This window comes from Pseudomonas grimontii, from assembly GCF_007858185.1.
Lineage (GTDB): Bacteria > Pseudomonadota > Gammaproteobacteria > Pseudomonadales > Pseudomonadaceae > Aquipseudomonas > Aquipseudomonas grimontii.
In genome coordinates this window covers 1-26,832 of sequence record NZ_VFES01000010.1, presented here as the reverse complement: position 1 = coordinate 26,832, position 26,832 = coordinate 1, and the positions used below count along the sequence as shown (strand labels likewise).

26 protein-coding genes and 1 pseudogene are annotated in these 26,832 nt (G+C 62.1%); 18 read left to right on the top strand and 9 right to left on the bottom strand.

Annotated features, from left to right (window positions below; translation table 11 throughout):
* Positions 1-526: 526 nt before the first annotated feature.
* Positions 527-787, bottom strand: coding sequence for a DUF6124 family protein (locus FIV39_RS16545; protein WP_090401667.1), 261 nt, complete (start codon positions 785-787; stop codon positions 527-529).
* A gap of 396 nt (positions 788-1,183) precedes the next feature.
* Here FIV39_RS16545 and FIV39_RS33490 point away from each other — a divergent pair.
* Positions 1,184-1,294, top strand: a pseudogene (locus tag FIV39_RS33490) (HigA family addiction module antitoxin); the annotation flags it as partial.
* Positions 1,295-1,458: 164 nt separating this feature from the next.
* On the opposite strand, the gene FIV39_RS16535 reads toward FIV39_RS33490, so the two are convergent.
* The 6 genes from FIV39_RS16535 to pilG form a co-directional block, all read right to left on the bottom strand.
* Positions 1,459-1,914: a chemotaxis protein CheW gene (locus tag FIV39_RS16535; RefSeq protein WP_090401666.1), complete on the bottom strand. Its 456-nt coding sequence runs from the start codon at positions 1,912-1,914 to the stop codon at positions 1,459-1,461.
* Entirely contained in the window at positions 1,907-7,729 is a 5,823-nt protein-coding gene (locus FIV39_RS16530) for an Hpt domain-containing protein (RefSeq protein ID WP_090401665.1), read from the bottom strand. The genes FIV39_RS16535 and FIV39_RS16530 overlap by 8 nt, the downstream gene beginning before the upstream one ends.
* Before the next feature lie 97 nt (positions 7,730-7,826).
* A complete protein-coding gene (locus FIV39_RS16525; protein ID WP_090401664.1) occupies positions 7,827-9,878 on the bottom strand; it encodes a methyl-accepting chemotaxis protein in 2,052 nt (683 codons plus the stop codon).
* Entirely contained in the window at positions 9,875-10,399 is a 525-nt protein-coding gene (locus FIV39_RS16520; protein WP_090401663.1) for a chemotaxis protein CheW, read from the bottom strand. Before FIV39_RS16520 ends, FIV39_RS16525 begins: the two co-directional genes overlap by 4 nt.
* A 12-nt stretch (positions 10,400-10,411) precedes the next feature.
* Positions 10,412-10,777 (bottom strand): twitching motility response regulator PilH, encoded by a 366-nt coding sequence (gene pilH, locus FIV39_RS16515; protein WP_014720320.1) that lies wholly within the window; start codon positions 10,775-10,777, stop codon positions 10,412-10,414.
* Positions 10,778-10,823: 46 nt separating this feature from the next.
* Positions 10,824-11,231 (bottom strand): twitching motility response regulator PilG, encoded by a 408-nt coding sequence (pilG, locus tag FIV39_RS16510; RefSeq protein WP_027606081.1) that lies wholly within the window; start codon positions 11,229-11,231, stop codon positions 10,824-10,826.
* A gap of 239 nt (positions 11,232-11,470) precedes the next feature.
* On the opposite strand from pilG, the gene gshB reads away from it, so the two are divergent.
* From gshB to FIV39_RS16475, 7 genes are all read left to right on the top strand, one after another.
* Positions 11,471-12,424 carry a glutathione synthase gene (gshB, locus tag FIV39_RS16505; RefSeq protein ID WP_053128013.1) on the top strand — a complete coding sequence of 318 codons (954 nt, stop codon included), beginning with the start codon at positions 11,471-11,473 and terminating at the stop codon, positions 12,422-12,424.
* Between the two features lie 77 nt (positions 12,425-12,501).
* Entirely contained in the window at positions 12,502-13,407 is a 906-nt protein-coding gene (locus FIV39_RS16500) for an energy transducer TonB (RefSeq protein ID WP_090401662.1), read from the top strand.
* 67 nt (positions 13,408-13,474) lie between these two features.
* On the top strand, positions 13,475-14,044 hold the full coding sequence (locus tag FIV39_RS16495; RefSeq protein WP_090401661.1) for a YqgE/AlgH family protein: 570 nt from the start codon (positions 13,475-13,477) through the stop codon (positions 14,042-14,044).
* Positions 14,044-14,481, top strand: a complete 438-nt coding sequence (gene ruvX / locus FIV39_RS16490) for a Holliday junction resolvase RuvX (RefSeq protein ID WP_090401660.1) — start codon at positions 14,044-14,046, stop codon at positions 14,479-14,481. The genes FIV39_RS16495 and ruvX overlap by 1 nt, the downstream gene beginning before the upstream one ends.
* A gap of 62 nt (positions 14,482-14,543) precedes the next feature.
* On the top strand, positions 14,544-15,050 hold the full coding sequence (gene pyrR, locus FIV39_RS16485) for a bifunctional pyr operon transcriptional regulator/uracil phosphoribosyltransferase PyrR (protein ID WP_090401659.1): 507 nt from the start codon (positions 14,544-14,546) through the stop codon (positions 15,048-15,050).
* A gap of 24 nt (positions 15,051-15,074) precedes the next feature.
* On the top strand, positions 15,075-16,079 hold the full coding sequence (locus FIV39_RS16480) for an aspartate carbamoyltransferase catalytic subunit (RefSeq protein ID WP_090401658.1): 1,005 nt from the start codon (positions 15,075-15,077) through the stop codon (positions 16,077-16,079).
* The gene (locus FIV39_RS16475) at positions 16,076-17,347 is read left to right on the top strand and encodes a dihydroorotase (protein WP_090401657.1); all 1,272 of its coding nucleotides are present in this window, start codon (positions 16,076-16,078) and stop codon (positions 17,345-17,347) included. Before FIV39_RS16480 ends, FIV39_RS16475 begins: the two co-directional genes overlap by 4 nt.
* Before the next feature lie 140 nt (positions 17,348-17,487).
* Here FIV39_RS16475 and FIV39_RS16470 read toward each other — a convergent pair whose 3' ends face one another.
* The gene (locus tag FIV39_RS16470; RefSeq protein WP_065938121.1) at positions 17,488-17,916 is read right to left on the bottom strand and encodes an NINE protein; all 429 of its coding nucleotides are present in this window, start codon (positions 17,914-17,916) and stop codon (positions 17,488-17,490) included.
* 250 nt (positions 17,917-18,166) lie between these two features.
* Between FIV39_RS16470 and FIV39_RS16465 the strand changes: the two genes are divergently transcribed.
* Positions 18,167-18,802, top strand: coding sequence for a C40 family peptidase (locus tag FIV39_RS16465; protein WP_090401656.1), 636 nt, complete (start codon positions 18,167-18,169; stop codon positions 18,800-18,802).
* A gap of 138 nt (positions 18,803-18,940) precedes the next feature.
* On the opposite strand, the gene FIV39_RS16460 is transcribed toward FIV39_RS16465, so the two are convergent.
* Complete coding sequence (locus FIV39_RS16460; protein ID WP_090401655.1) at positions 18,941-19,975, bottom strand: type IV pilus twitching motility protein PilT; 1,035 nt, start codon at positions 19,973-19,975, stop codon at positions 18,941-18,943.
* A gap of 57 nt (positions 19,976-20,032) precedes the next feature.
* On the opposite strand from FIV39_RS16460, the gene FIV39_RS16455 reads away from it, so the two are divergent.
* From FIV39_RS16455 to FIV39_RS16415, 9 genes are all read left to right on the top strand, one after another.
* A complete protein-coding gene (locus tag FIV39_RS16455) occupies positions 20,033-20,719 on the top strand; it encodes a YggS family pyridoxal phosphate-dependent enzyme (RefSeq protein ID WP_090401654.1) in 687 nt (228 codons plus the stop codon).
* Positions 20,720-20,752: 33 nt separating this feature from the next.
* Positions 20,753-21,571 carry a pyrroline-5-carboxylate reductase gene (gene proC / locus FIV39_RS16450; RefSeq protein WP_090401653.1) on the top strand — a complete coding sequence of 273 codons (819 nt, stop codon included), beginning with the start codon at positions 20,753-20,755 and terminating at the stop codon, positions 21,569-21,571.
* Positions 21,572-21,596: 25 nt separating this feature from the next.
* The gene (locus tag FIV39_RS16445) at positions 21,597-22,184 is read left to right on the top strand and encodes a YggT family protein (RefSeq protein WP_027606093.1); all 588 of its coding nucleotides are present in this window, start codon (positions 21,597-21,599) and stop codon (positions 22,182-22,184) included.
* Between the two features lie 126 nt (positions 22,185-22,310).
* The gene (gene metX, locus FIV39_RS16440; RefSeq protein WP_090401652.1) at positions 22,311-23,450 is read left to right on the top strand and encodes a homoserine O-succinyltransferase MetX; all 1,140 of its coding nucleotides are present in this window, start codon (positions 22,311-22,313) and stop codon (positions 23,448-23,450) included.
* A gap of 7 nt (positions 23,451-23,457) precedes the next feature.
* Entirely contained in the window at positions 23,458-24,078 is a 621-nt protein-coding gene (gene metW / locus FIV39_RS16435) for a methionine biosynthesis protein MetW (RefSeq protein ID WP_017735309.1), read from the top strand.
* Positions 24,079-24,099: 21 nt separating this feature from the next.
* Complete coding sequence (locus FIV39_RS16430) at positions 24,100-24,534, top strand: DUF4426 domain-containing protein (RefSeq protein WP_090401651.1); 435 nt, start codon at positions 24,100-24,102, stop codon at positions 24,532-24,534.
* On the top strand, positions 24,531-25,127 hold the full coding sequence (gene rdgB / locus FIV39_RS16425; protein WP_090401650.1) for an RdgB/HAM1 family non-canonical purine NTP pyrophosphatase: 597 nt from the start codon (positions 24,531-24,533) through the stop codon (positions 25,125-25,127). Before FIV39_RS16430 ends, rdgB begins: the two co-directional genes overlap by 4 nt.
* The gene (hemW, locus tag FIV39_RS16420; protein ID WP_090401649.1) at positions 25,124-26,326 is read left to right on the top strand and encodes a radical SAM family heme chaperone HemW; all 1,203 of its coding nucleotides are present in this window, start codon (positions 25,124-25,126) and stop codon (positions 26,324-26,326) included. The genes rdgB and hemW overlap by 4 nt, the downstream gene beginning before the upstream one ends.
* A gap of 17 nt (positions 26,327-26,343) precedes the next feature.
* Positions 26,344-26,667, top strand: a complete 324-nt coding sequence (locus FIV39_RS16415) for a DUF3392 domain-containing protein (RefSeq protein WP_010207241.1) — start codon at positions 26,344-26,346, stop codon at positions 26,665-26,667.
* The last annotated feature ends 165 nt before the right edge of the window (positions 26,668-26,832 follow it).

Here is a 26,832-nt window from a genome sequence, read left to right as displayed (position 1 = left end):
GAGGGGGCTTGCCCCCGATGGCCATAAGTATCTACACAACTTCAGTAGGATCACGCGTAGCAGCTGTCGAGCGCAAGCGAGGCTGCGTCAGGCGCGCTGCCGATTCAAGCTCGAGTCGCGGCCGACGCAGCCTCGCCGGGGCTCGGCAGCTGCTACGGGGTTTTACGCGGTGCTGGATAAGACGGTATCTACGCAGGGGGCTCGGCTCAAGATGTGTAGATACTTATGCCCCGATGGCGGTGGGTCAGCTAAGTGATGTATCAACTGACACTCAGCCATCGGGGGCTTGCCCTAATGCCGTTCAGTTAAGGCTTTTTGTAGGAGCGAGCTTGCTCGCGAAGAACTCAGGGCCACCGTGCTTATCGAGAATGAACGCGTTGCCTGGGCGTTTTTCGCGAGCAAGAACTAGGCGTCCCCCTCGCTCCTACAGTGAATCACTTTCGCTTAACTGACTGGCATTAGGGCAAGCCCCCTCCCACATTTGCTCACTGGTGTCTGTGAGATTGCGGTCCCAAAAAGGGACTGATCAGTCCCTGCTTGGGACCTTTTCCAGCGAAGGGCTGACCTGCTCCAGCGCCCGTTCCACCAGCAACTGCCTCAACTCGGCCATTTGCTGGATCCCGAGCATGATGGCGCGCTGGGAAGTGTCCAGGTCGAAGGCCAGGTTGCAGGTGAGTGCGCTGAGGGAGGACAGGGTTTCGCTGGCGTTGACCAGCAGGGTTTCGGTGTTTTGGTGGGGGTTTACGGTGAAGAGGCTTGCGGGCGGATTGGGGGTAGGTTTGACCATGACTTACAACTCCGATATGTGATGGAAACTGCCCTCTTCCGCTGCACGCGAATTAAGGTGGCAGCTGTGCGCAGGTGTGCAAGACCGGGCATATCGGACCCCGGCAGACCCCGAAGGATCTCCCACGCACAGCCGCCATAACAAATACAGCAGGCATAAAAAACGCCCGTTGAATGGCTATGGGCGTTAGTGCGCCGACATGTAACCGGACTTGCACGTCCGTGTCACCGTTTTTTGCGATGACGGACGAAGACTAGGCGCGCAGGCTGCACGCGACAAGTTCATGCACGGCCCAAAATCTTGCAGGAAAAATCCGAAGGCTGGTCACACCTCTCAAGCGCAAAGCGCTTCCTGTGGCGAGCGGGCTTGCCACACAGAATATTCCGACAAGGTTTTGCCGGCGTAAGTACTGCGCAGCTATGGCTATCGATGCAAAGCGCCTACGACTTATGGCAGGCAGAGCATCGGGAGCAGCCGTTGATTGAGCGGTTTGCGCGGATTGATTGAGGGCTTGAGCAAGTCTCGCTGCGTAGCAGCTGTCGAGCCCCGGCGAGGCTGCGTCAGCGGTGTGTCAGACGGGCCGCAAACGCAGCCTCGCCGGGGCTCGACAGCTGCTACGCAATATCACATTCAGATGCCCCTCCCACAGGGGATCCTCACATGACATAGATTCAGGCCAACCCGGACTCCACCAGCAGCGCCTCGAGCCCCATCAAATCCGGCACCTTCGCCACCAGCTCGCCCACCTGCACCGCTGCCAGTTCCAATGGGCACAGCGGCACGTCCACATAGCTCAACTCGCTGTCGAGCTTGTACGACCGAGGAATCCCCTGGATCACCAACGCAATAAACTTCAACGTCGGCCGCCCGCCCAGCGCATTCAACACCACGATCCGTGAGCGTTCGCCGGTCACGCTGGCCTCGCCGCACACCGCTTCAAAGCTGATCAACGGTATTTGCCGATCCCGCCACGTCACTTGCCGCAAATACCACGGCGGTGCATCGCTGGCCGGTTCGCCGCGTTGGAAGTCGATCAACTCGGCGATGGCGACGTTGGGCAGTACCAGGTGGCGGTCGGCCAGGGGCAGGAGCAGGCCGGTGAGTTGGCTGGTGCGGTGGTCAAGCACGGGATTTGCTCCAGTAGGCGATGCTTTCGAGCAGCACCGATTCCTGGTACGGCTTGCCCAGGTAGTCGTTGACGCCGATGGCCATGGCACGGTCGCGGTGTTTCTGGCCGGTGCGGGAGGTGATCATGATGATCGGCAGGCGCATCAGCCGGGGGTCGTTGCGCACCTGGATGGCCACTTCGAAGCCGTCCATGCGCGGCATTTCGATGTCGAGCAGCATCAGGTCGGGCGTATGTTCCTCGAGCACGGCAAGGGCGTCGATGCCGTCTTTGGCGGTGAGTACGTTCATGCCGTTGCGCTCCAGCAGGCGGCTGGTGACTTTGCGCACGGTGACCGAGTCGTCCACCACCAGCACCAGCAGCGGGCGCTTTTTCAGTGGGTCGTTGAGGATCAACGGAGCATCCACCGGCTGCGCCGGCAAGGCCGGTTGCCGGGCGCGGATATGCGCGAGCAAGTCGATAATCAACACCACGCGCCCATCCCCCAGGATGGTCGCGCCGGATAACCCCTGCACCCCGGAAAACTGCGGGCCCAGGCCCTTGACCACAATCTCCCGGGTGCCGGCCATGGCGTCCACATGCACCGCTACGCGGCGCTCATTGCACTGCACCAACAGCACCGGCACGGGTTGATATTGGCCCAGTAATTTCGGGCGGCCGACGGTGTGCAGCAGGTCGCCCAGGTAGAACAGCTCGTAACGCTGGCCGGCATATTCATAGCACGGCGGCTCCTGCTGATAATGCCCCGCCAACTCATGGGGCAGCACGCGCACCAGGCCTTCGACGGTGTTAAGCGGAATCGCGTATTGGTCGTCTGCGCATTGCACCATCAATGCGCGGTTGACCGAGACGGTAAACGGCAGGCGAATACGAAAATGCACGCCCACCCCCGACGTCGACTCAATGAACATCGAGCCACCCAGCTGGCGCACTTCTTCATGCACCACGTCCATGCCCACGCCACGCCCGGAAATCTGGGTGATTTTTTCCGCCGTGGAAAATCCCGGCTGCAGGATGAACTGCAATACGTCGCGGTCGCTGATCTCCTGATCGGGGGCAAGCAGCCCGCGCTTGATCGCTTTGCGCCGCACCGCGTCAAGGGGCACGCCAGCGCCGTCATCACGAATGTCGAAAACGATATCGCCGCCTTCGTGGGTCAGGTCCAGGGTGATGCGGCCCTTCTCCGGCTTGCCGGCCAGCAGCCGTGCATCGCGGGACTCCAGGCCATGGTCGACGGCGTTGCGCAGCATGTGTTCCAGCGGCGCCGCCATGCGCTCCAGCACATTGCGGTCCATCTCGCCCTCGGCATTGCCGACGATGAATTCCACGTCCTTGCCCAACTCGCCCGCCACTTGGCGCACGATGCGTTTGAGGCGCGGCAGCATACGCTCAAAAGGCACCATGCGCGTGCGCATCAGGCCTTCCTGCAACTCGGTGTTGATGCGCGCCTGTTGCTGCAACAGGTCATGGGCATCCTCGTTGCGGCGGTCGAGGGTGTCCTTGAGGTCAAGCAGGTCGGAGGCCGACTCCGACAGCGCCCGCGACAGTTGCTGCAACTGCGAATGACGGTCCATTTCCAGCGGGTCGAATTCTTCATAGCCCAAGCGTTCGGCCTCGGCCTGTTGACGACTGAGAATGCGCCCCTGGGTTTCGCTGTCGAGGCGCCGCAGTTGGTCGCGCATGCGCTCGATAGTGGTTTCCACCTCATGCAGGGCAATGCGCGCGTCGTTGACTTGCTGCTCGATACGGCCACGGAAGATCGAGGTCTCGCCGGCCAGGTTGACCAGGTCGTCCAGCAGGTCGGCGGAAATTTTCACCATGTCGGCGGCGGGATCAACCACCGCTTCGGCCTTGCCTGCGGGCAACGCCACGGGCAGCACGGGTTCATCGCTGGGGTGTACCAGGCTTTTGATACGCTCGATAAGTTTGTCCACCGAGCCCACCGGCAACCCATCCGCCACGGCGTCGATCATCTGCGCCAGGCGGTCGTGGCAGCCTTGCAGCAACGCGAACAGTTCGGCGGACGGCGCGAGCAAGCCGGCGGACAGCCCTTCGTAGAGAAATTCCAGTTCATGGGCCAGGTCACCAATCGGCCCGATCTCGACCATGCGTGCGCCGCCCTTGAGGGTGTGCAGGTCGCGCAGCAGGGTTTCCACTTCCTGGCGATTGTTCGGCTCGGCCTGCCAGCGCAGCAACGCGCTGCCGGAGCTGTCGAGAATGTCGGCGGCTTCTTCGAGGAAGATGTCCAGCAACTCCGGGTCGGTGCCCGGCGTTTCCGAAAGTGGGGCGGCCTGCGCAGCCGGCATGCCGCTCTGGCGTAGCGCGCGCAACCTGGCGACCAGCTCGGCGCTGTCGCTCAAGGGTTGATGGTGCTGCAGCTCCTCCAGTTGCAAGGCCAACCGCTCATGGCTGGCCATCAGCACTTGAGACAGCTCGCTGGAGTAGCTGTAGCGGCGATCCACCAGGCCTTCGTACAAACACTCCAACTCATGCGCCAGGTCGCCCACCGGCCCGATGTCGGCCATGCGCGCGCCGCCCTTGAGGGTGTGCAGGTCGCGCTGCAGTGACGACAACGGCGCAGCACTCTCCGGATCCAGCAGCCAGCGCTTCAGGGATTGCCCCGCACTGTCGAGAATATCCACGGCTTCTTCGAGGAAGATCTCCACGAGCTCATCGTCGATCGCCGTTTCATGCTGCAGTTGCGCCGTGGCGGCGCCCAGTTCAGAGATGCTCAGGGCGCGGCTGCCGTCGCTTTTGATCAGGCCGGTGGCAGAAGGGTCCAGCGCATCGTCCAACAGTTCGCGCAGGGCATGTACGCGTGCCGGTGCCGGGATGATTTCCTGGCCGGCGGCCAATTGATCGAGCATGCTGATCAGCGCTTCATGGGCCTGTTCGGCCTCATGGAAAAACCGCTCGCTGACCGCCAGGCTGCTTTCTTCCACGGCGCCGTAGAGGTCGAGCAAGGCTTCGCAGAGTTCATCGATGGCGTGCAGGTCGGCGACGTGCGCGCCCTCCCCCAGCGTGGTCAATTCATCCAGCAGCGCGGTGAGTTCCTGGCGTTCGCCGGGGTGTTGTTGCCAGCGGCGCAGCAGGCTTTCGGCGTCGAGCAGAATGTCCATGCCCTGGGCCAGGAAGTTGGCGATCAGTTGCGGGTCGCGCTTGATACGCAGGCCCGTGTTGGGTGCGTCCAGCAGCGCGGCCAGTTGATGGTCGAGCAGCGCTTGGGTACGGCGGATCAAGTCATCCGCACCCTTGATCGGCACCAGGGGATCGCGGTCCAGTTGGCGCAACCCACGCTGGAACAGGCTTTCGGCTTCCAGCAGCAACTCGACTTCATCCAGGTCCAGCGGCAGGCGATGGGCCTTGTATTCGCGGGTCAGGTGATCCAGCGGGCGCACCAGCTCGGCGACGGGCAACACCCCAGCCATGTAGGCGCTGCCCTTGAGTGTGTGCAGGGCGCGTTGCAGTTCATCGCTGACTTGCAGCGGCACATGCTCGGCGGCCTGTTGCAGGAAGTGGTTGAGGCTGTCCAGATGGCTCTGGGCTTCGTTGCGGAAGATCTCCAGCAACATCGGATCGTAGGGTTCGGCGGCCGATACTGCGGCGCCGTTGGCCCAGGCGTGGGCACGGGCGGCCAGCGCGTCGACCTCATCGCGCTGGTGCTGGTCGCCCGTCGCGAAGTCGGCGATCAATTCCGGCAGCAGGGCCACGGCGTCATCCAGCACCTGTTGAATCTCGGGGCCGAGGGCCACGCTGCGCTCGAGCACACGGTTCAGCAGGTTTTCCACCGCCCAGGCCAGCTCCGCCAGCACCAGGGCGCGCACCATGCGGCCGCTGCCTTTCAAGGTGTGGAACGCGCGGCGCATTTCACCCTGGGCAATTTTGTCCGCGCTGTTGGGCAGGTGGCGGTGCAGTACCTCAAGGACTTCGTCGGTTTCTTCGAGGAAGACGTCGCGCAGTTCATCGTCGATGGGCGCTTCATTGGCCGGCGGCGGCAGCAGGCTACCCGGGCGCTGCAAGGCCGGTGGATTGAGGCGCGAAGTGGGGTTGGCCAGTGCGTCGAACTGCGACTGGCTGGGCGCAACCTCGCTCGACAGCGCGCCATCGGGTGCTGCCAGCGCCTGGCGCCAGGGTTTTTCGGCGGGCAGGTAGCCCAGCGCAGCCAGGCTTTGGGTGGCCAGTTCCAACACCCGTTCACCGGCTGCGTCAGGGTCTTGGAGCATGCGTTCGAGGTAGTACTCCAGGCTGCTGATCACGTCAGCGAAATGCTCCAGTTGCACCGCCGACGGCGGGCTGTCGCTGGTCATCAACTGTTCGTCGACGTAATCGGTGCAACCACGCATCAGGCTTGCAGCGCGGGGCAAGGGGATCATCGCCAGCGCGCCGCGCACCTGGCTCAGCAGTTCGGGCAGGGATTCCAGGCGCTGACGGTCCCAATCGGCTTCGATACAGTCGATCACCAGCTCCTTGGCTTGCCGCAGGCACTGGCAGGATTCGCGGATGACCAACTGGTGAATCTGGGTCAGGTCGGTGGTGGGCAGGCGGCTTTCTTCACGGCCTTCCGGTTCGACGGTGCCGACCATTCCCGCCAGCGTGGCTTCCACATAGAGCAACGCCCCGGCAACGTCCATCAGCACCGCATCGTTGGGCTCGCGATGCCCCTGGGCCAGGCTCAATACCACGGCCAACTGGTCGATGATGACTTTGCGCGGCTGGCCAAACCCCAGCACCGCAAGGGTATCGGCAATCTGTCGCAGGGGCGCCAGCAGCGCGTCGAGGTCGCTCGTGTGCTGGCGGTCGCTGCGCACGAACAGGTCGAGGCGCTCTTTGACCCGTACCAACTCTTCACACAACGCTCCGAGCACTGAGCCCATGGCGTTACGATCCGGCCCGGCGAGGCGCGCACGTTCGGCATCCACCACCGCGCTGTCGGGCAAGGCCTCATCCAGGCTGTAGCGTTCTTTCAAACTCTGCATGCGCGGAGTCGGTCGAGTGACTTTGGCGACGTAAAACAACAGGCTCTTGAGCAATTCATCCGGTGCGGGCTGATTGACCCCACCGATGCCCTGTGCCAGCAGGCGCTTGAGCTGCTTGTCGCTGGCCTTGAGCAGGCTGCGCAGTGCCGGGCTGTTGGCGACCACGCCGGTGAGCATGCCCTCGACCAGCGCCGACGCCACTTGCCACAGCGGCAACAGCGGCGCGCCCTGGCACAGTGCTTCAAGGCGCGCGAACACCCGCGCCATGTCTTCCAGGTTGCTCGGGCCGTGGTCTTCACGCAGCAGCCCGGCGAGGGCTTGTTGCAGCAGTTGGTGCCACTGGCGCAGTTGCTCCTGAACGTCGGCCGGCGCGCGTTGGGCCAGGGCGTCCTCGGGAAGCGGCGCAATCGACAGCAGTTGCGGACTGAACAAGCTGGTTTCCGACAGCAGGCTTTCACCGCGGGCACTGCGCAGGTCGTTGAGCAGCGGCAGCACCACCAGCGGTAAATCACGGCGGGCGCTGTGCACACGGTCGAGGTACAGCGGCAGTTGGCCCAGGGCCTGTTGCAGCAGGCGGATGCTTTCCTCGCGCTGGCTGACCTGCCCGGCCTGGAGCGCCAGGGCCAGTTCTTCGATCTCTTCGGCCAGCAGCGCCGCGCCGTAGAACTCGACCATTTGCAGCGCGCCATGCACCTGATGGATACCGGTCAGGCATTGGCTGATCACGCCATCGTCGTGGGTCTCGACAAACGCATCCAGCGCCGAACGGGCCTGTTTCAGGGTTTCGGCAATGTCGCCCTTGACCCACTCGAGGGCCACGTAGTCGTGCCGATCAACCATAACTGCTCCGCTTAGAATTCGTGGGTTGCTGGTGTTCTTGAAACAAATGGAGATCAAATGTGGGAGGGGCTTGCCCCTCCCACATTTTGACTGCATTTCAATCCTCAACCTGTTTGGCCGCAGGCAAGGTGAACCCCGACACCGACCTGCGCAACTGGCTCGCCATCTTCGCCAAATTGCCGATGCTTTCAGCGGTGGCGGTGGAACCCGATGATGTCTGCGTGGTGATCTGCTGGATCACGTTCATGGTCAGGGAGATCTGCCCCGCCGATGAGGTCTGTTGCTGCGCCGCGTTGGAGATGCTCTGGATCAGCGCGGCCAGGGTTTTCGACACGCCTTCGATCTCTTCCAGTGCCACCCCGGCGTCCTGGGCCAGGCGTGCACCGCGCACCACTTCGGTGGTGGTCTGCTCCATGGAGATGACGGCTTCGTTGGTGTCGGCCTGGATCGCGCGCACCAGGGTTTCAATCTGCCGCGTGGCCGCCGATGAACGCTCGGCCAGCCGCTGCACTTCGTCGGCCACCACTGCAAAGCCGCGCCCGGCATCCCCGGCCATGCTCGCCTGGATCGCGGCGTTGAGGGCGAGGATGTTGGTCTGGTCGGCAATGTCGTCGATCAGGCTGACGATGTCGCCAATCTCCTGGGACGACTCGCCCAGGCGCTTGATGCGCTTGGCGGTGTCCTGGATCTGTTCGCGGATGTTGTCCATGCCGTGGATGGTGTTGTGCACCACCTCGTTGCCTTTGTTGGCGATTTCTACCGAACGTTCCGCCACCGCCGAGGATTCGGCCGCGTTGGCCGATACCTGGTCGATGGATTGGGCCATCTGGTTGATCGCGGTGGAGGCTTCGGCGATCTGCTGGGCCTGATGCTCGGAGGCCTGGGCCAGGTGCATGGCGGTGGCCTGGGTCTCTTGCACGGCACCCGCCACTTGCCCGGCGGTGAGGTTGATGGTGGCCACCAGATCGCGCAGTTGGTCCACGGAATAGTTGATGGAGTCGGCGATGGTGCCGGTGAAGTCTTCAGTCACCGAGGCGGTCACGGTGAGGTCGCCGTCGGCCAGGTCTTCGATTTCATCGAGCAGGCGCATGATCGCGTTCTGGTTGCGCTCGTTCTTCTCGGCGGTCTCGTGCAGTTGGCGGTTGGTTTCACGCACCATCACCAGGCCGATCAGGATGATCGAGGCCAGCGCCAGCAGGCCCAGCACATACCCGCCGATGGTGTCGAAGCTGCGTCCGCTGGCCAGGTTTTCAAACCCGCTGGCCAGGTGCGAGGCTTCATCGAGCAGGGTTTGCGACAGGTTGAAAATATTGCTCGCCGAGGCGCGGACCTGGAACAGCTGCGGCGAGGTTTCGAGGATTTCATCCACGGAGCCGGAGACAAACTCGAACAGTTCGGCGATTTCCGCCAGCCGCGCACGGGCATCGTGGTCCTCGACCTGGGTGATGCGCAGCCCAGGGTTGCCGTTGAGCATGCCATTGAGCACCTGCCCGAAGCGATTGGCGTCGCGGCCAAAGGTGTCGGCGGCCTGTACGGCGGTTTCATCGCCGGCCAGCACGGTGTTGACCGCACCCAGGATACGCTCGGCCAGCAGCGACTGGCGCTGGGCCAAGGCCACCTGGCTGGCTGGCGCGCCGCGTTGCAGCAGGATGTCGACGACCTTCTCCGATTCCATCTGCAATTGCGGGACGGTTTCGGCGAGAGTCGCGGCCACTTGGTGCAAGGACAGCACGGTCTGTTCGCTGGCGAGGATCGCGTCGGTGTTTTTCAGCAGCGCTTCCCAGTCCGTCTGCACCGCGCGCATTTCGGCGCGGACCGCACTTGGCGCAGCGGGCAGGCCGGTTTCCGGGTCGCCTTTTTTCAGGTAACCCCAGCGCTGGGCAAAATCGTTGCGCGCTTCGCCCAACAGCTTGAATGCGGCGGCCTTGCCGGCGGCGGCCTCGGTAGCGTTCTTGGCGATACGCTGGGACAGCACGCGCAGTTCACCGGCGTGGCCGATGTACTGTTTGTCGTAGGTGGACTGGGTGTTGAGGTAAGCGAAGTTGGCGAACAGCAGCATGATGAACACGATCAGCGCAATAAACAGCACGATGATCTGTGAGCGGCTGCGTGAGCCGGCCTGGGGTTTGGGCGTGGTAGCGGTGGTCATGCGGCGACATCCATGAAGCCAGGGGCCTGGGCCAGGGCGAAGGGGCTGAAGACCTGCCACAGCGGCTCGCCGTCGAATTGGCCCTGGATGAACGGCGCGCTGGGGCTGGCGTTCGCCAACAAGGCGTCTTGAGCAAAATGCTGCATCCCCACCACCTCATCTACCAGCAGCCCGACAAACAGATCGTTGTATTCCACCACCAGCACCCGCCGTTGCTTGCGCGCCTTGGACAGTTCAAGGCCAAGGAAGCCACCCAGGTCCATCACCGGCAGCAAACGCCCGCGCAGGTTAGCAACACCCTTGACCCAGGCCTTGACCCCGGGCATTAAAGTGCAGCGCGGCTCATGCAGGACTTCGGCGACTTCGCCCATGGGCGCGACATACCAATGCTGCCCCAGGCGAAAGCCAATCCCGCTCCAGCGTTGCAGGCGGGTTTCCTGGGACGGCAGGTCAGCGGCCAGCAGGCGGCAGCGACGGTCGATGTCCAGCAGCAACTCGAAGGCGGTTTGCGACTCGGTCATGATGGCGTGCCGTCAGCCGGCCAGCACCTTGTTCAGGGTGGCAATCAGGGTTTCCTCGTCCACAGGCTTGGTCAGGTAGTCCTTGGCACCCTGGCGCGCGCCCCAGATCTTGTCGGTTTCCTGATCCTTGGTGGTGATGATGATGATCGGGATGCCGTTGGTTTCCGGCTCCTTGGACAGCTGGCGAGTGGCCTGGAAGCCATTGAGGCCCGGCATCACGATGTCCATCAGCACTGCGTCAGGCTTTTCCTGGCGGGCCAGGGCCACGCCGTCCGCGCCGTTTTCAGCCTTGAGGACCTGGTGGCCGTGCTTTTCCAGCATGCCGGTCAGTTTGTACATTTCGGTCGGCGAATCGTCGACGATCAGAACACGTGCCATGGTTTTCCCCACTACATTGGTCGGCGCCGGCCCTTGTGAGGCGGCGTCAGTGTGCTTGTTCCACTGCGGCAAACCCAGGCACATAGGCCTTGATCGCACTCAGCAGTTCTTCCTTGCTGAAAGGCTTGGTCAAAAACTGATCGACACCCACGATGCGCCCCTTGGCCTTGTCGAACAGGCCGTCCTTGGAGGACAGCATGATCACCGGGATCGACTTGAACACCGGGTTGTTCTTCACCAGGGCGCAGGTCTGATAGCCATCCAGGCGCGGCATCATGATGTCGACAAAGATAATGTGCGGGTGATGATCCACAATCCGGGCCAGGGCATCGAAACCGTCGATGGCCGTGATGACATCGCAGCCCACGTTCTTCAACAGCGTCTCGGCGGTGCGGCGGATCGTTTTCGAATCGTCGATCACCATCACTCTCAAGGCGTTGGAATGCTGTTCCATATCTGCTCTACCATCGCCACAGCGAATCGGTTTTCGGTGTGTACTGCCTGATGTTGCACAGGATGAGCGCCGCAGGCCTTGGAACTCAAGGGCTGCTGCGTCGTGGCAGTCTTTTTAGCACAGTCTCGGGGTGCAATCTATCGAGGCACCCGCCCGGTGGTTTTTCCTTGACCCACAACAGCCGCAGCGCCACTCTGACGCCACTTTTATGCGCCCTAATTTGCTAGAGGAAATCCCCCATGAGCGTTCGCGTCGGCATTGTCATGGACCCTATCGCCAGCATTTCCTATAAAAAGGACAGCTCGCTGGCCATGCTCCTGGCCGCCCAGGCCCGCGGCTGGACCCTGTTCTATATGGAGCAGCGCGACCTTTACCAGGGCGACGGCGAGGCCCGTGCACGCATGCGCCCGCTGCAGGTGTTTGCCAACCCCGAGAAGTGGTTCGAACTGCAAGACGAAATCGACAGCCCCCTGAGCGACCTCGACGTGATCCTGATGCGCAAGGACCCGCCGTTCGACATGGAGTTCGTCTATTCCACCTACCTGCTGGAGCAGGCCGAGCGTGCTGGCGTGCTGATCGTCAACAAGCCGCAAAGCCTGCGCGACTGCAATGAAAAGCTGTTCGCGACGCTGTTCCCGCAATGCACGCCGCCCACCGTGGTCAGCCGTCGTGCCGATGTGCTGCGTGAGTTTGCCGCCAAGCACGGCGATGTGATCCTCAAGCCGCTGGACGGCATGGGCGGCACCTCGATCTTCCGTCACCGCGCCGGTGACCCGAACCTGTCGGTGATCCTCGAAACCCTGACCGCCCTGGGCACCCAGCAGATCATGGGCCAGGCCTACCTGCCGGCGATCAAGGACGGCGACAAGCGCATCCTGATGATCGACGGCGAGCCGGTGGATTACTGCCTGGCGCGTATCCCGGCGGCGGGCGAGACCCGTGGCAACCTGGCAGCCGGCGGTCGTGGCGAAGCGCGGCCGTTATCGGACAAGGACCGCTGGATCGCCAGCCAAGTTGGCCCGACCTTGCGGGAAAAGGGCCTGCTGTTTGTAGGCCTTGACGTAATCGGTGAAAACCTAACCGAAATCAATGTCACCAGCCCGACCTGTATTCGCGAGATCGACAACGCATTTGGCACGAACATCGGCGAAATGTTGATGGCGGCCATCGAGCGCAAGCTGCAAGCCAAGTGACATAGAACAGCCGGACACACACCAACATTGCGTTATCATGCGCGACCTGTGAAACACGCGATGTTGGTTTTCTTGTCATGACACTCCCGTCCGATCTGCCCCCCGAATTCTCCCACAGCGGCGTGCGCCCGGCTGATCGGCTCGGATTTACCCTGTTCCTGGCCGCGTTGATTCACCTGGCATTGATCCTCGGCGTAGGTTTCACCATGGTCGAGCCCAGGCAGATCACCAAGACCCTGGAAATCACCCTCGCCACGTTCAAGAGTGAAAAGAAGCCCGAGAAGGCCGATTTTCTTGCCCAGGACAACCAGCAGGGCAGCGGCACCCTGGACAAGAAGGCGATCCCCAAGACGACTGAAGTGGCGCCCTTCCAGGACAACAAGGTCAATAAGGTCACACCGCCGCCGGCGCCCAAGCCTGAAGTCAAACAGGCCACGCCCAAGCCGACAGTGACGACCGTCGCACCCAAACCGCAAAAAGCCCCGGTCCAGCGCGAGAAAACCAAGACCGAGCCGCAACCCGAGCCGGTGAAGCCGGCGCCAACGTTCGATAGCTCGACGCTGTCCGACGAAATTTCCAGCCTGGAAGCCGAACTGGCCCATGAACAACAGCTTTACGCCAAGCGCCCACGCATCTATCGCTTGAACGCGGCCTCGACCATGCGTGACAAGGGCGCCTGGTATAAGGACGAGTGGCGTAAGAAAGTCGAACGCATCGGTAACCTCAACTACCCGGAAGAGGCACGGCGCCAGCAGATTTACGGCAACTTGCGCCTATTGGTGTCGATCAACCGCGACGGTACGTTGTATGAAGTGCAGGTACTGGAGTCCTCCGGCCAGCCGCTGCTGGACCGGGCCGCCCAACGCATCGTGCGCCTGGCCGCGCCCTTTGCCCCGTTTACCGGGGACTTGAACGATGTGGACCGCCTGGAAATCATCCGTACCTGGAAGTTTGCCAAGGGCGATCACCTCTCCAGCAACTGATCACACATGTCCTGCCCCAGGTAACTCCAGCTTGTCAGTTCGCCCCTCCAACGCCACACTAGCGGACATGAAAAATGTCAGCCCGACCTACCTCAAGCACCAATTCCTGATCGCCATGCCCCATATGGCCGACCCGAACTTTGCGCAGACCTTGACCTACATCGTCGAGCACACGGCCAATGGTGCCATGGGGTTGGTGGTGAACCGCCCGCAAGCGCTGAACCTGGCCGACATCCTTGAACAACTGCGCCCGGAGGTCGACCCACCGGCCCGCTGCCAGGGCGTACAGATCTACATCGGCGGGCCGGTGCAGACCGATCGCGGCTTTGTACTGCACCCGACCGGGCCGAAGTTCCAGGCCACGGTGGACCTGGACGGGGTCTCACTGTCCACCTCCCAGGACGTGTTGTTCGCCATCGCCGACGGCGTGGGCCCTGAGCAAAGCGTGATCACCCTGGGTTACGCCGGCTGGGAAGCCGGGCAGCTGGAAGCCGAATTGGCCAGCAATGCCTGGCTAACCTGCCCGTTCGATGCCGACATCCTGTTCAACACCGCCAGTGAACTGCGCCTGGAAGCCGCCGCGGCCAAGCTGCGGGTCAACCTCAGCCTGCTGACCAGCCAGGCGGGGCACGCCTGATGGCCTTGCGTCTGATCCTCGGTTTTGACTATGGCACCAAGCAGATCGGCGTAGCGGTCGGCCAGGTGATCACCGGCCAGGCCCGCGAGCTGTGCACCCTCAAGGCCCAGAACGGCATACCGGACTGGAACCAGGTCGAAGCCCTCATTAAAGAATGGAAGCCTGACGCCGTGGTGGTCGGCCTGCCCCTGAACATGGACGGCACCCCCAGCGACATGTGTCTGCGCGCCGAAAAGTTCGCCCGCCGTCTCAATGGCCGCTACAACCTGCCCTTCTATACCCACGATGAACGCCTGACCACCTTTGAAGCCAAGGGCGAGCGACGCGACCGTGGCGGACAGAAAGGCAGCTACCGCGACAACCCGGTGGACGCCATTGCCGCCGCCTTGCTGTTGCAAGGCTGGCTGGACGAAAACACCGTTTTATTTGAATCCTGACTGACGCGGCTTGCCTGTCGCTCCTACACACTATCGCCTGTCTTGAACTTGAAGGAGCCACCATGAGCCTGCCCAATCCCGCCGAACTGATCAGCCAGATGGCGTTACGCCTCAAGGCGCACCTGGAACACCGTGGCATCAGCGAACCGCGCTTTATCGGTATTCGCACCGGCGGTGTGTGGGTCGCCCAGGCGTTGCTGGACGAACTGCGCAGCGACTCGCCCTTGGGTACCCTGGACGTGTCCTTCTACCGTGACGACTTCAGCCAGAATGGCCTGCACCCACAAGTGCGCCCGTCCGCCCTGCCGTTCGAGATTGAAGGCCAGCACCTGGTGCTGATTGACGACGTGCTGATGAGCGGCCGTACCATCCGCGCCGCCATGAATGAATTGTTCGATTACGGGCGCCCGGCCAGCATCACCCTGGTCTGCCTGCTGGACCTGGATGCTGGCGAACTGCCCATCAGTCCGGACGTGGTTGGCGCCACGCTGTCCCTTGAGGCCAGCCAGCGAGTAAAATTGTCCGGTCCCACGCCGCTCGAACTCGAACTGCAAGACCTTGCCCTTTAAACCGCCTTGTAAAGAGTCCCCGCGATGACGCCTCTAGATGCCAAGCGCCCGCTGCAGCTCAATGCTCAGGGCCAGCTGCAACACTTCTTGTCCCTCGACGGTTTGCCCCGCGAACTGCTCACCGAAATCCTCGACACCGCCGACTCGTTCCTCGAAGTTGGCGGCCGGGCGGTGAAGAAAGTCCCGCTGCTGCGCGGCAAGACCATTTGCAACGTGTTCTTCGAGAACTCCACCCGTACACGGACCACCTTCGAACTGGCGGCGCAACGGCTGTCGGCCGACGTGATCACGTTGAACGTGTCCACCTCGTCGGCCAGCAAGGGCGAGACCCTGCTCGACACCCTGCGCAACCTGGAAGCCATGGCCGCCGACATGTTCGTGGTGCGCCACGGTGACTCCGGTGCCGCGCACTTCATTGCCGAGCACGTGTGCCCGCAGGTGGCGATCATCAACGGCGGCGACGGCCGTCACGCCCACCCGACCCAGGGCATGCTCGACATGCTCACCATTCGTCGGCACAAGGGCAGCTTTGAAAACCTCTCGGTGGCCATCGTCGGCGACATCCTGCATTCGCGGGTGGCACGCTCGAACATGCTGGCCCTGAAAACCCTGGGCTGCCCGGACATCCGCGTGATAGCGCCGAAAACCCTGCTGCCCATCGGCGTCGAACAATACGGCGTGAAGGTCTACACCGACATGACCGAAGGCCTCAAGGGTGTAGACGTAGTGATCATGCTGCGCCTGCAGCGCGAACGCATGTCGGGTGGCCTGCTGCCGAGCGAAGGCGAGTTCTACCGCCTGTTCGGCCTGACCACCGCCCGCCTGGCCGGCGCCAAACCGGATGCCATCGTGATGCACCCGGGGCCGATCAACCGAGGCGTGGAGATTGAGTCGGCGGTGGCCGACGGTAACCAGTCGGTGATTCTCAACCAGGTCACGTATGGCATCGCCGTGCGCATGGCGGTGTTGTCCATGGCCATGAGCGGGCAAACCGCGCAACGTCAATTCGAGCAGGAGAAGGCCCAGTGAAGCTCAGCATTCTCGGCGCCCGAGTCATCGATCCGGCCAGTGGCCTGGATCACGTCACCGATCTTCATCTGGAGGCCGGCAAGATCATCGCCATCGGCGCCGCGCCCCGTGATTTCAGCCCCAGCGAGACCATCGATGCCAACGGCCTGGTGGCCGCCCCGGGCCTGGTGGATCTGAACGTCGCCCTGCGCGAGCCGGGCTACAGCCGCAAAGGCAATATCAACAGCGAGACCCGCGCGGCCGCAGCCGGTGGCGTCACCAGCTTGTGCTGCCCGCCGCACACCAAACCGGTGCTCGACACCTCGGCGGTGACTGAGCTGATCCTCGACCGCGCCCGTGAAGCCGGCAATTGCAAAGTGTTCCCCATCGGCGCCCTGAGCAAAGGCCTCGAAGGCGAACAACTCGCCGAACTGATTGCCCTGCGCGACGCCGGTTGCGTAGCGTTCGGCAACGGTCTGGAGAGTTTTCGCAGCACCCGTACCCTGTGCCGCGCCCTGGAATATGCGGCCACCTTCGATTTGACGGTGATCTTCCACTCCCAGGACCGCGACCTGGCCGAAGGCGGCCTGGCCCATGAAGGCGCCGTCGCCAGCTTCCTCGGCTTGCCAGGCATTCCAGAAACCGCTGAAACCGTAGCCCTGGCCCGTGACCTGTTGCTGGTTGAGCAAAGCGGCGTGCGCGCGCACTTCAGCCAGCTGACCAGCGCCCGGGGCGTGGCCCTGATCGCCCAGGCCCAGGCCCGTGGCCTGCCGGTGACGGCAGACGTGGCGCTGTATCAGTTGCTGTTGACGGATGAGGCGCTGATCGACTTCTCCAGCCTTTACCACGTGCAACCGCCGCTGCGCACACTGGCTGATCGTGACGGTTTGCGTGCGGCAGTGAAGTCGGGCGTGGTCTCGGCGATTTCCAGCCACCACCAGCCCCATGAGCGCGATGCCAAGCTGGCACCGTTCGGCGCCACAGAGCCAGGTATCAGCAGCGTTGAGCTGTTACTGCCACTGGCGATGACGTTGGTGGAAGACGGTTTGCTGGACCTGCCGACACTGCTGGCACGCCTGAGTGCAGGCCCGGCCGAGGCCTTGCGCCTGCCGGCTGGGAAACTGGCGGTAGGCGCGGCGGCAGACCTGGTGCTGTTTGACCCGGCCGGTTCCACAATTGCCGGGGAACACTGGCTGTCCAAGGGTGAAAACTGCCCGTTCATCGGCCATAGCCTGCCGGCGAGCGTGCGCTACACCTTGGTGGATGGGCGCATCAGCTACCAGGCTTGAAGGGCTCTAAAGCGGACACGGTCAATGTGGGAGGGGGCTTGCCCCCGATTGCAGTGGATCAGCTACAAATAAGCTGGCTGATCCACCGCTATCGGGAGCAAGTCGAACCGCACCCCTCCACATTTGAATCTTCACAACATTCAACGCCCGCCATTGCGCTCGGCATTGCGGATCGAAATCTGCGTATTCAACGTCCAGAAGTCATACAGCACCCCCACCAGGAACAAACCACCGGTCAGCAGGTAGATCAGGCCGGTGATCCATTTGCCCTGGTACATGCGGTGCACGCCGAACACCCCCAGAAACGCCAATAGAATCCACGCCACGTTGTATTCGATAGGGCCAGCGGTAAAGCGCAGGTCCGCTTCACGGTCCATGGCCGGAATCAGGAACAGGTCGATCAGCCAGCCGATCCCCAGTAAACCTAAGGTGAAAAACCAGATCGTGCCGGTCACTGGCTTGCCGTAATAGAAACGATGGGCACCGGTAAACCCGAAAATCCAGAGCAGGTAACCGATCACCTTGCTGTGGGTGTCTTGCTGCGGACCAACCTGTTGATAGGTGTTCATGGAGTACCTCATTTGCTTCGATAGATAAATTTTTTCACTTTCTTTGTGACTTTTTTACAGGCGCCCGACGTACGGCAAATGGTATCTTCCCTCCCCTGAAAGCCTTATGCCACCTGACTTGTGTAGGACAATTGCGGCGATTCGTCGCGTTTTTCCTGATTTTGACCCCAAGGTTCAGTCGACAAACGGCCTGAGAACGACACAAAAAGCTGTTATAAAGTTGCGCGCAAACCCATAAGAGCCACGCCTGATGCCACCATTTTTAAAGACATGGCTAACCATTTGCCTATTAGTGCCACTGGCCGCCCACGCCACCAATCGTGAGCAACGACTTCCGAACGTCAACGGTTTCACCCCTAAAGTCCACAGCACGCCAAGTACTGCCAAATCGGCAAAGCCGACTGTCAGCCGCCCGACTCAATTGAGCAAGGCCCACGGTAAAGCAGTTCCCGGCCTCGTGGCAGTCAACACCAAGCAAAGCAGCACCGTCCTCAGCCGCGCCGTTAACGTGCTCGGTACACCTTATCGTTGGGGCGGCAGCAGCCCAAGTAAAGGGTTCGACTGCAGTGGCCTGGTGAAATATGCATTTAACGACGTAGCCGCCGTGGATCTGCCGCGCACCTCCAACGCCATGGCCGCCGGTCACGGGCAGAAGGTTGAGCGCAAGGACCTGAAACCAGGTGACCTGCTGTTCTTCAAACTGAAGAGCCGCCAGGTGAACCACGTTGCCATCTACCTGGGCAACGACCGCTTCATCCACGCACCGCGCCGTGGCAAGTCGGTCAGTATCGACACGCTGAAAAAGCCGTTCTGGGATAAGAACTACGTGATTGCCAAGCGGGTTCTGCCGAAAGAGCAGAACACCTTGCGAGTCGTCCAGCGCTGATCTGAAGCTGGAATGCAGTAGTCAATGTGAGAGGGGGCTTGCTCCCGATAGCGGTGAATCAGTCAGCTTATCTGTACCTGACCCACTGCAATCGGGGGCAAGCCCCCTCCCACATTTGATTTTCGTGCCCGCAAGACCTCATATGTCTGCCGGCACCCTCGCCTTCTCCCTTGCCTCTTCCCGGCTGATCACGCCCTCCGTGACCAACGCCTTCAAGCTCATATCCAATGTCTTCATGCCCAACGCGCCGCCGGTCTGAATCACCGAGACGATCTGCGCCACCTTGTCTTCGCGGATCAAGTTACGAATGGCCGGCGTGCCCAGCATGATTTCATGGGCCGCCACCCGCCCGCCGCCAACCTTCTTTACCAGCACCTGGGACACCACCGCCTGCAACGACTCCGACAGCATCGAGCGGACCATGGCCTTTTCCCCCGCCGGGAACACGTCCACCAGCCTGTCCACGGTCTTTGCCGCCGAGGTGGTGTGCAGGGTGCCAAATACCAGATGCCCGGTCTCAGCCGCCGTCAGGGCCAGGTGGATGGTTTCCAAATCACGCAGTTCGCCCACCAGAATCACGTCAGGGTCTTCACGCAGCGCCGAGCGCAAGGCCAGCGAGAAACTATGGGTGTCGCGGTGCACCTGGCGCTGGTTGATCAGGGCAATTTTCGGCGTGTGGATAAATTCGATGGGGTCTTCCAGCGTGAGGATGTGCTGGCGCCGATGCTGATTGAGGTAATCGATCATCGCCGCCAGGGTGGTGGACTTGCCGGAGCCGGTAGGGCCCGTCACCAGCACCAGGCCGCGCGGAAGCTGGGCAATACGCCGGAATACCTCCCCCAAACCGAGGTTTTCCAGGCTCTGGACCTCGGCCGGGATGGTGCGAAACACCGCCCCCATGCCGCGATCCTGCTGAAACACGTTCGCCCGGAACCGCGCCACGCCCGGCAACTCGAAGGCAAAATCCGTTTCAAGAGATGTTTCGAAATCCTTTGGTTGATAGCGGTTGAGCAACGGGCTCAATAAATCCGCCACTTGCGGGGGTGAAAGCACCGGCCAATCCAACGGCCAGACCTCACCATCAATGCGCAGCATCGGTGCTACACCGGCCGACAGATGCAGGTCGGAGGCGCCCCGGCGCACGCTGGTCACCAGCAATTCAGTGATATCCATAGGGCTTTCCATTTCCAGTAGAATGCCGCGGACTCCATATCCACGGGCGCATCTTGAATGTCGACGATAGCAGACAATATCGGCCAGGTTAGCCAGCGCATCCGCGCCGCAGCCGACGCCGTGCAACGTGACGCAAACAGCATCCACCTGCTGGCCGTGAGCAAGACCAAACCCGCCCAAGCCGTGCGCGAAGCCTATGCCGCCGGGATGCGTGATTTTGGCGAAAACTATCTGCAGGAAGCCCTGGGTAAACAGGCCGAATTAACCGACCTGCCCTTGAGTTGGCACTTCATCGGCCCCATTCAATCGAACAAGACTCGCGCGATCGCCGAGAATTTCGCTTGGGTGCATTCCGTGGACCGTCTCAAAATCGCACAACGCCTGTCCGAACAACGCCCGGCCGAGCTGCCACCGCTGAATATCTGCATCCAGGTCAATGTCAGTGGCGAAGCCAGCAAGTCCGGCTGCACGCCCGCCGACCTGCCGGCCCTGGCCAACGCGATCAGCGCCCTGCCGCGCTTGAAGCTGCGGGGCTTGATGGCGATTCCTGAGCCGACGGAAGATCGGGCCGAACAAGACGCAGCATTCGCCCGCGTGCGCGACCTGCAAAACAGCCTGAACCTGCCACTCGACACACTTTCCATGGGCATGAGCCACGACCTTGAGTCGGCCATCGCCCAAGGCGCCACCTGGGTGCGGATCGGTACCGCCCTGTTTGGCGCCCGCGACTACGGCCAGCCATGAAATGGCTGACTTCCCTCTGAGTAAGGACCTGTCATGAGCAACACGCGTATTGCCTTTATCGGCGCCGGAAACATGGCGGCCAGCCTGATCGGTGGCCTGCGGGCCAAGGGCCTGGACGCCGCGCAGATCCGCGCCAGCGACCCGGGCGCCGAGACCCGTGCCCGCGTCAGCGCCGAGCACGGTATCGAAACCTTCGCTGACAACGCCGAGGCCATCCACGGCGTCGATGTGATCGTGCTGGCGGTCAAGCCACAGGCCATGAAGGCCGTGTGCGAAAGCCTGCGCCCAAGCCTGCAACCGCACCAACTGGTGGTGTCGATCGCCGCCGGCATCACTTGCGCCAGCATGAACAACTGGCTCGGTGCCCAGCCGATCGTGCGCTGCATGCCCAACACCCCGGCGCTGCTGCGCCAGGGCGTGAGCGGCTTGTACGCCACCCACGAGGTGAGTGCCGAACAACGTGACCAGGCCCAGGAACTGCTGTCCGCCGTGGGCATCGCCTTGTGGCTCGAACAGGAGCAGCAACTGGATGCGGTCACCGCCGTCTCGGGCAGCGGCCCGGCTTACTTCTTCCTGCTGATCGAGGCCATGACCGCCGCCGGCGTGAAACTGGGCCTGCCACAGGAAGTCGCTGAGCAACTGGCCGAGCAAACCGCCCTGGGCGCCGCGAAGATGGCTGTCTCCAGTGAAGTGGACGCTGCCGAGTTGCGCCGTCGCGTCACCTCCCCCGGCGGCACCACGCAGGCTGCCATCGAATCATTCCAGGCCGGGGGCTTTGAAGCCCTGGTGGAAAAAGCACTGGGTGCCGCAGCACATCGTTCGGCTGAAATGGCCGAGCAGCTGGGCAAATAGTCGTATCCCTACAAAGGAATAAATGATGCTTGGACTCAATGACGCCGTCATCTTCATCATCCAGACCTTGGGCAGCCTGTACCTGCTGATCGTGCTGATGCGTTTTATCCTGCAACTGGTGCGGGCGAACTTCTACAACCCGCTGTGCCAATTCGTGGTGAAGGCCACCCAACCGCTGCTCAAGCCCCTGCGTCGGGTGGTCCCGAGCATGTTCGGCCTGGACATGTCGTCGCTGGTGCTGGCACTGCTGCTGCAGATTCTGCTGTTCGCGCTGGTCTTGATGCTCAAGGGCTACCTGCCTTACACCGTGCTGCTGTTGCCATGGGCACTGATCGGGATCTTCTCGTTGTTTTTGAAGATCATCTTCTGGTCGATGATCATCAGTGTGATCCTGTCCTGGGTCGCGCCGGGCAGCCGCAGCCCAGGTGCCGAGCTGGTGTCCCAGATCACCGAGCCGGTGCTCGCGCCGTTCCGCCGCTGGGTCCCCAACCTGGGCGGCCTGGATATTTCGCCAATCTTCGCGTTTATCGCAATCCAGCTGATACAAGGCTGGGGCATTCCGTACCTGGCTGACTTCGCGAACATGCCCAAGGAACTGTTCGGGCTGATCTGATAGGCGGAGCAAATGCAGGAGGGGCGGGCCGACGATTCGACTTGCTCCCTCCCACATTTGGCCTTCGCTTGCCGCTGGGTGCATCGGTCTTTAGACTTACGCCTCATTTAAACGAGAGCAGGGTCGATGCCAACTGCCTTCCCCCCCGATTCTGTTGGACTGGTCGTGCCCCAAGTGGCGCACTTCAGCGAACCGCTGGCCTTGGCCTGTGGTCGTTCGCTGCCTGCCTATGACCTGATTTATGAAACTTATGGCCAACTGAACGCCACGGCGAGCAACGCCGTGCTGATCTGCCACGCCCTCTCCGGCCATCATCACGCCGCTGGTTTCCACAGCGTTGACGAGCGCAAGCCTGGCTGGTGGGACAGTTGCATCGGCCCCGGCAAGCCCATCGACACCAACAAGTTCTTTGTGGTCAGCCTGAACAACCTCGGCGGCTGCAACGGTTCCACCGGCCCCAGCAGCCTCAACCCGGAAACCGGTAAGCCTTTCGGTGCCGACTTCCCGGTACTCACCGTGGAAGATTGGGTGCACAGCCAGGCGCGCCTCGCCGACCTGCTGGGTATCCAACAATGGGCCGCCGTGATCGGCGGCAGCCTGGGCGGCATGCAGGCCCTGCAATGGACCATCACTTACCCGGATCGTGTGCGCCATTGCCTGGCCATCGCCTCGGCTCCCAAATTGTCGGCGCAGAACATCGCCTTCAACGAAGTGGCGCGCCAGGCCATCCTCACCGACCCCGAGTTCCACGGCGGTTCGTTCCAGGAAGCCGGTGTGATCCCCAAGCGCGGCTTGATGCTGGCGCGGATGGTTGGGCACATCACCTACCTGTCCGATGACTCCATGGGCGAGAAATTCGGCCGTGGCCTCAAGAGCGAGAAGCTCAACTACGACTTCCACAGCGTCGAGTTCCAGGTGGAAAGCTACCTGCGTTACCAGGGCGAGGAGTTCTCCGGGCGTTTCGACGCCAACACCTACCTGCTGATGACCAAGGCCCTGGACTACTTCGACCCGGCAGCCAACCACGACGACGACCTGGCGAAAACCTTCGAAGGCGCCACGGCCAAGTTCTGCGTCATGTCATTCACCACCGACTGGCGCTTCTCGCCAGCCCGCTCCCGAGAGCTGGTGGATGCCCTGATGGCTGCGAAAAAAGACGTCTGCTACCTGGAGATCGATGCTCCGCAAGGCCACGACGCCTTCCTGATCCCGATCCCGCGCTACCTGCAAGCGTTCAGCAACTACATGAACCGGATTACTTTGTGAGAACGCCATGAGAGCCGACCTGGACATCATCCAAGACTGGATCCCCGCCGGCAGCCGCGTGCTCGACCTGGGCTGCGGCGATGGCGAACTGCTGAGCTGGCTGCGGGACAACAAGCAAGTTACCGGCTACGGCCTGGAAAACGACCCGGACAACATCGCCCAGTGCGTGGCCAAGGGCATCAACGTGATCGAGCAGGACCTGGACAAGGGCCTGGGCAACTTTGCCAGCAACAGCTTCGACATCGTGGTGATGACCCAGGCCCTGCAAGCGGTGCACTACCCGGACCGCATCCTCGACGAAATGCTGCGCGTGGGTCGCCAGTGCATCATCACCTTCCCCAACTTCGGGCACTGGCGCTGCCGCTGGTACCTGGCGACCAAGGGCCGCATGCCGGTCTCGGATTTCCTGCCGTACACCTGGTACAACACCCCGAACATCCACTTCTGCACCTTCGAAGACTTCGAGGCCCTGTGTGGCGAGCGTGAAGCCAAGGTGATCAATCGCCTGGCCGTCGATCAACAGCACCGTCACGGCTGGGCGAGCAAGCTATGGCCCAATCTGTTGGGCGAAATTGGTATTTATCGGGTCAGCAGTCCTGGCCTGACCGACCACAAAATTGCCGTCTAATCATTTTTCAGAGGGACGCTCATGAGTCGCTTGGCTATTTTTCTACTGACTGCGTGCCTGGGTGCCAACGCCATGGCCGCCGACGCTATCGACAGTAAGCGCCAAAAAGAATTTGGCGATATTACCGTGCACTACAACACCTTCACCTCCAGCTTCCTGCAACCCGAAACAGCCCAGGCGGTTGGCGTGGTGCGCAGCAAGAACAAGGGTTTGATCAATGTGTCCGTGGTCAAGGGCGTGACGCCGGTGGCGGCGCAAGTGACCGGCACCATCAAGGACCTGAGCGGCAAGAGCGAGATTCTGACGTTCAAGCAGATCACCGAGAAAGGTGCGATCTATTACCTCGCGCCCTATAACGTGCCGCAACAGGAAGTGCGAGTCTTCACCATCAATGTCGAAGCCGGTGGTAAAGCCCATGGTTTCCAATTCAACCAGGAACTGTTTCCGGCGGAATGATGAACCTTACTCAACTCGTACTGGCCAGCCATAACGCCGGCAAGCTCAAAGAACTCCAGGCCATGCTCGGCGACTCCGTGCAACTGCGCTCGATCGGCGAGTTCAGCCAGGTGGAACCGGAAGAGACCGGCCTGTCGTTCGTCGAGAACGCCATCCTCAAGGCGCGCAATGCCGCACGCATTTCGGGTCTTCCGGCGCTGGCGGACGACTCTGGCCTGGCGGTGGACTTCCTCGGCGGCGCGCCGGGCATCTACTCGGCGCGTTATGCCGATGGCAAGGGCGACGCGGCCAACAACGCCAAGCTGCTGGACGCCCTCAGGGACGTGCCGGACGCGATGCGTGGCGCGCAGTTCGTCTGCGTGCTGGCCTTGGTGCGGCATGCCGATGACCCGCTGCCGATCCTCTGCGAAGGCCTGTGGCACGGGCGCATCCTGCACGCCGCCAGCGGCGACCACGGTTTTGGCTATGACCCGCTGTTCTGGGTGCCGGAGCGCAATGTCTCCAGCGCCGAATTGAGCCCGGCCGACAAGAACCAGATCAGCCACCGCGCCCGCGCAATGGATTTGCTGCGCCAGCGTCTGGGCTTGAAATGACCCAGAACACCTCCGCGCAGCCACTGATCCACGGTGGCGCGCAAACACCTCGGGCGGCCTTGCCGGTGCTGCCGCCCCTGGCGCTGTATATCCACATCCCGTGGTGCGTGCGCAAATGCCCGTACTGCGACTTCAACTCCCACACCGCCAGCAAGGTGCTGCCGGAAGAAGAGTATGTCGACGCCTTGCTGGCCGACCTCGATCAGGACCTGCACGCCGCGTATGGGCGCGAACTGAGTTCGATCTTCTTCGGCGGCGGCACGCCAAGCCTGTTCAGCGCCTCGTCGTTGGGCCGATTGCTCACAGGCGTGGAAGCACGCATCCCGTTTGCCGACGACATCGAAATCACCCTGGAAGCCAACCCCGGCACGTTCGAGCAAGAGAAGTTCGTCGCTTACCGCAAGCTGGGAATCAACCGGCTGTCCATCGGCATCCAGAGCTTCCAGCAGGAAAAGCTCCAGGCCCTGGGCCGCATCCACAACGGCGACGAAGCCGTACGCGCTGCCGGGATGGCGCGCCAGGCCGGGTTCGACAACTTCAACCTGGACCTGATGCACGGTTTGCCCGATCAGTCCCTGGACGATGCGTTGAGCGACCTGCGCCAGGCCATCGCGCTGAAGCCGACGCACCTGTCCTGGTACCAGCTGACACTGGAACCCAACACCGTGTTCTGGAACCAGCCACCCGCGCTGCCGGAAGACGACACCCTGTGGGACATCCAGGAAGCTGGCCAGGCGCTGCTGGCCGAACACGGTTACGCGCAATATGAAGTGTCGGCCTACGCCCAACCCGGGCGCCCGGCGCGGCATAACCTCAACTACTGGAGCTTTGGCGACTTTATCGGCATCGGCGCCGGCGCCCACGGCAAGCTCACCCACCCCGACGGGCGTATTGTGCGCACCTGGAAGACCCGCGCACCGAAGGACTACCTCAACCCGGCCAAAAGCTTCCAGGCCGGGGCGAAGGAACTGACCAACGAAGAACTGCCGTTCGAGTTCCTGATGAACGCCCTGCGCCTCACCGAGGGCGTCGACGCCACGCTCTACGCCGAGCGCACCGGCCTCGACCTGGCGAGCCTCGACGAGGCGCGTCGCGAGGCAGAACAAAGTGGCTTAATGCAGGTCGAACCGTCACGCCTTGCGGCGACCGACCGCGGGCAACTCTTTCTCAATGACCTGTTGCAGAAGTTTTTGAGCTGACGCTCTAAGGAAATCGAATGGATTTGGTACTCGACCTGCTCGCCACCGTATCCCGCTGGAGCCGCAGCAACCTGTCGGAAATCTCCCTGGCCCTTGTGGGCTGTTTACTGGTGCTGTTTGGTGCCGACATCAAGGGCTGGGTCGAAGCCCGCCTGGGCAGCGTTGCCGGCGCGTTGCGCGTACCGTTGATGGCCCTGCTGTGCATGATCGGCAGCGGCGCTGCGTTGATCTACGCCACGCCATGGATTGTGCGGGGGTTGAGCCAGTTCAATAACTACAGCCTGGCACCGGTGTTGGTGGTGGTGCTGGTGTTGATTGGCGTCGTGGCCGACCGCCGCTGACCTCAAATCCAACACAAAACAACTGTGGGAGGGGGCTTGCCCCATATGCGCTAACCATATCTCAAAAGCTATAGTAAAAACTGCCTCGCTATAGGAAGTGACTAGCAGTGACAGACGCCACGCAAAAACTGAATGAAGACTGGCCAAAACTCCTGGCGCTGTTGC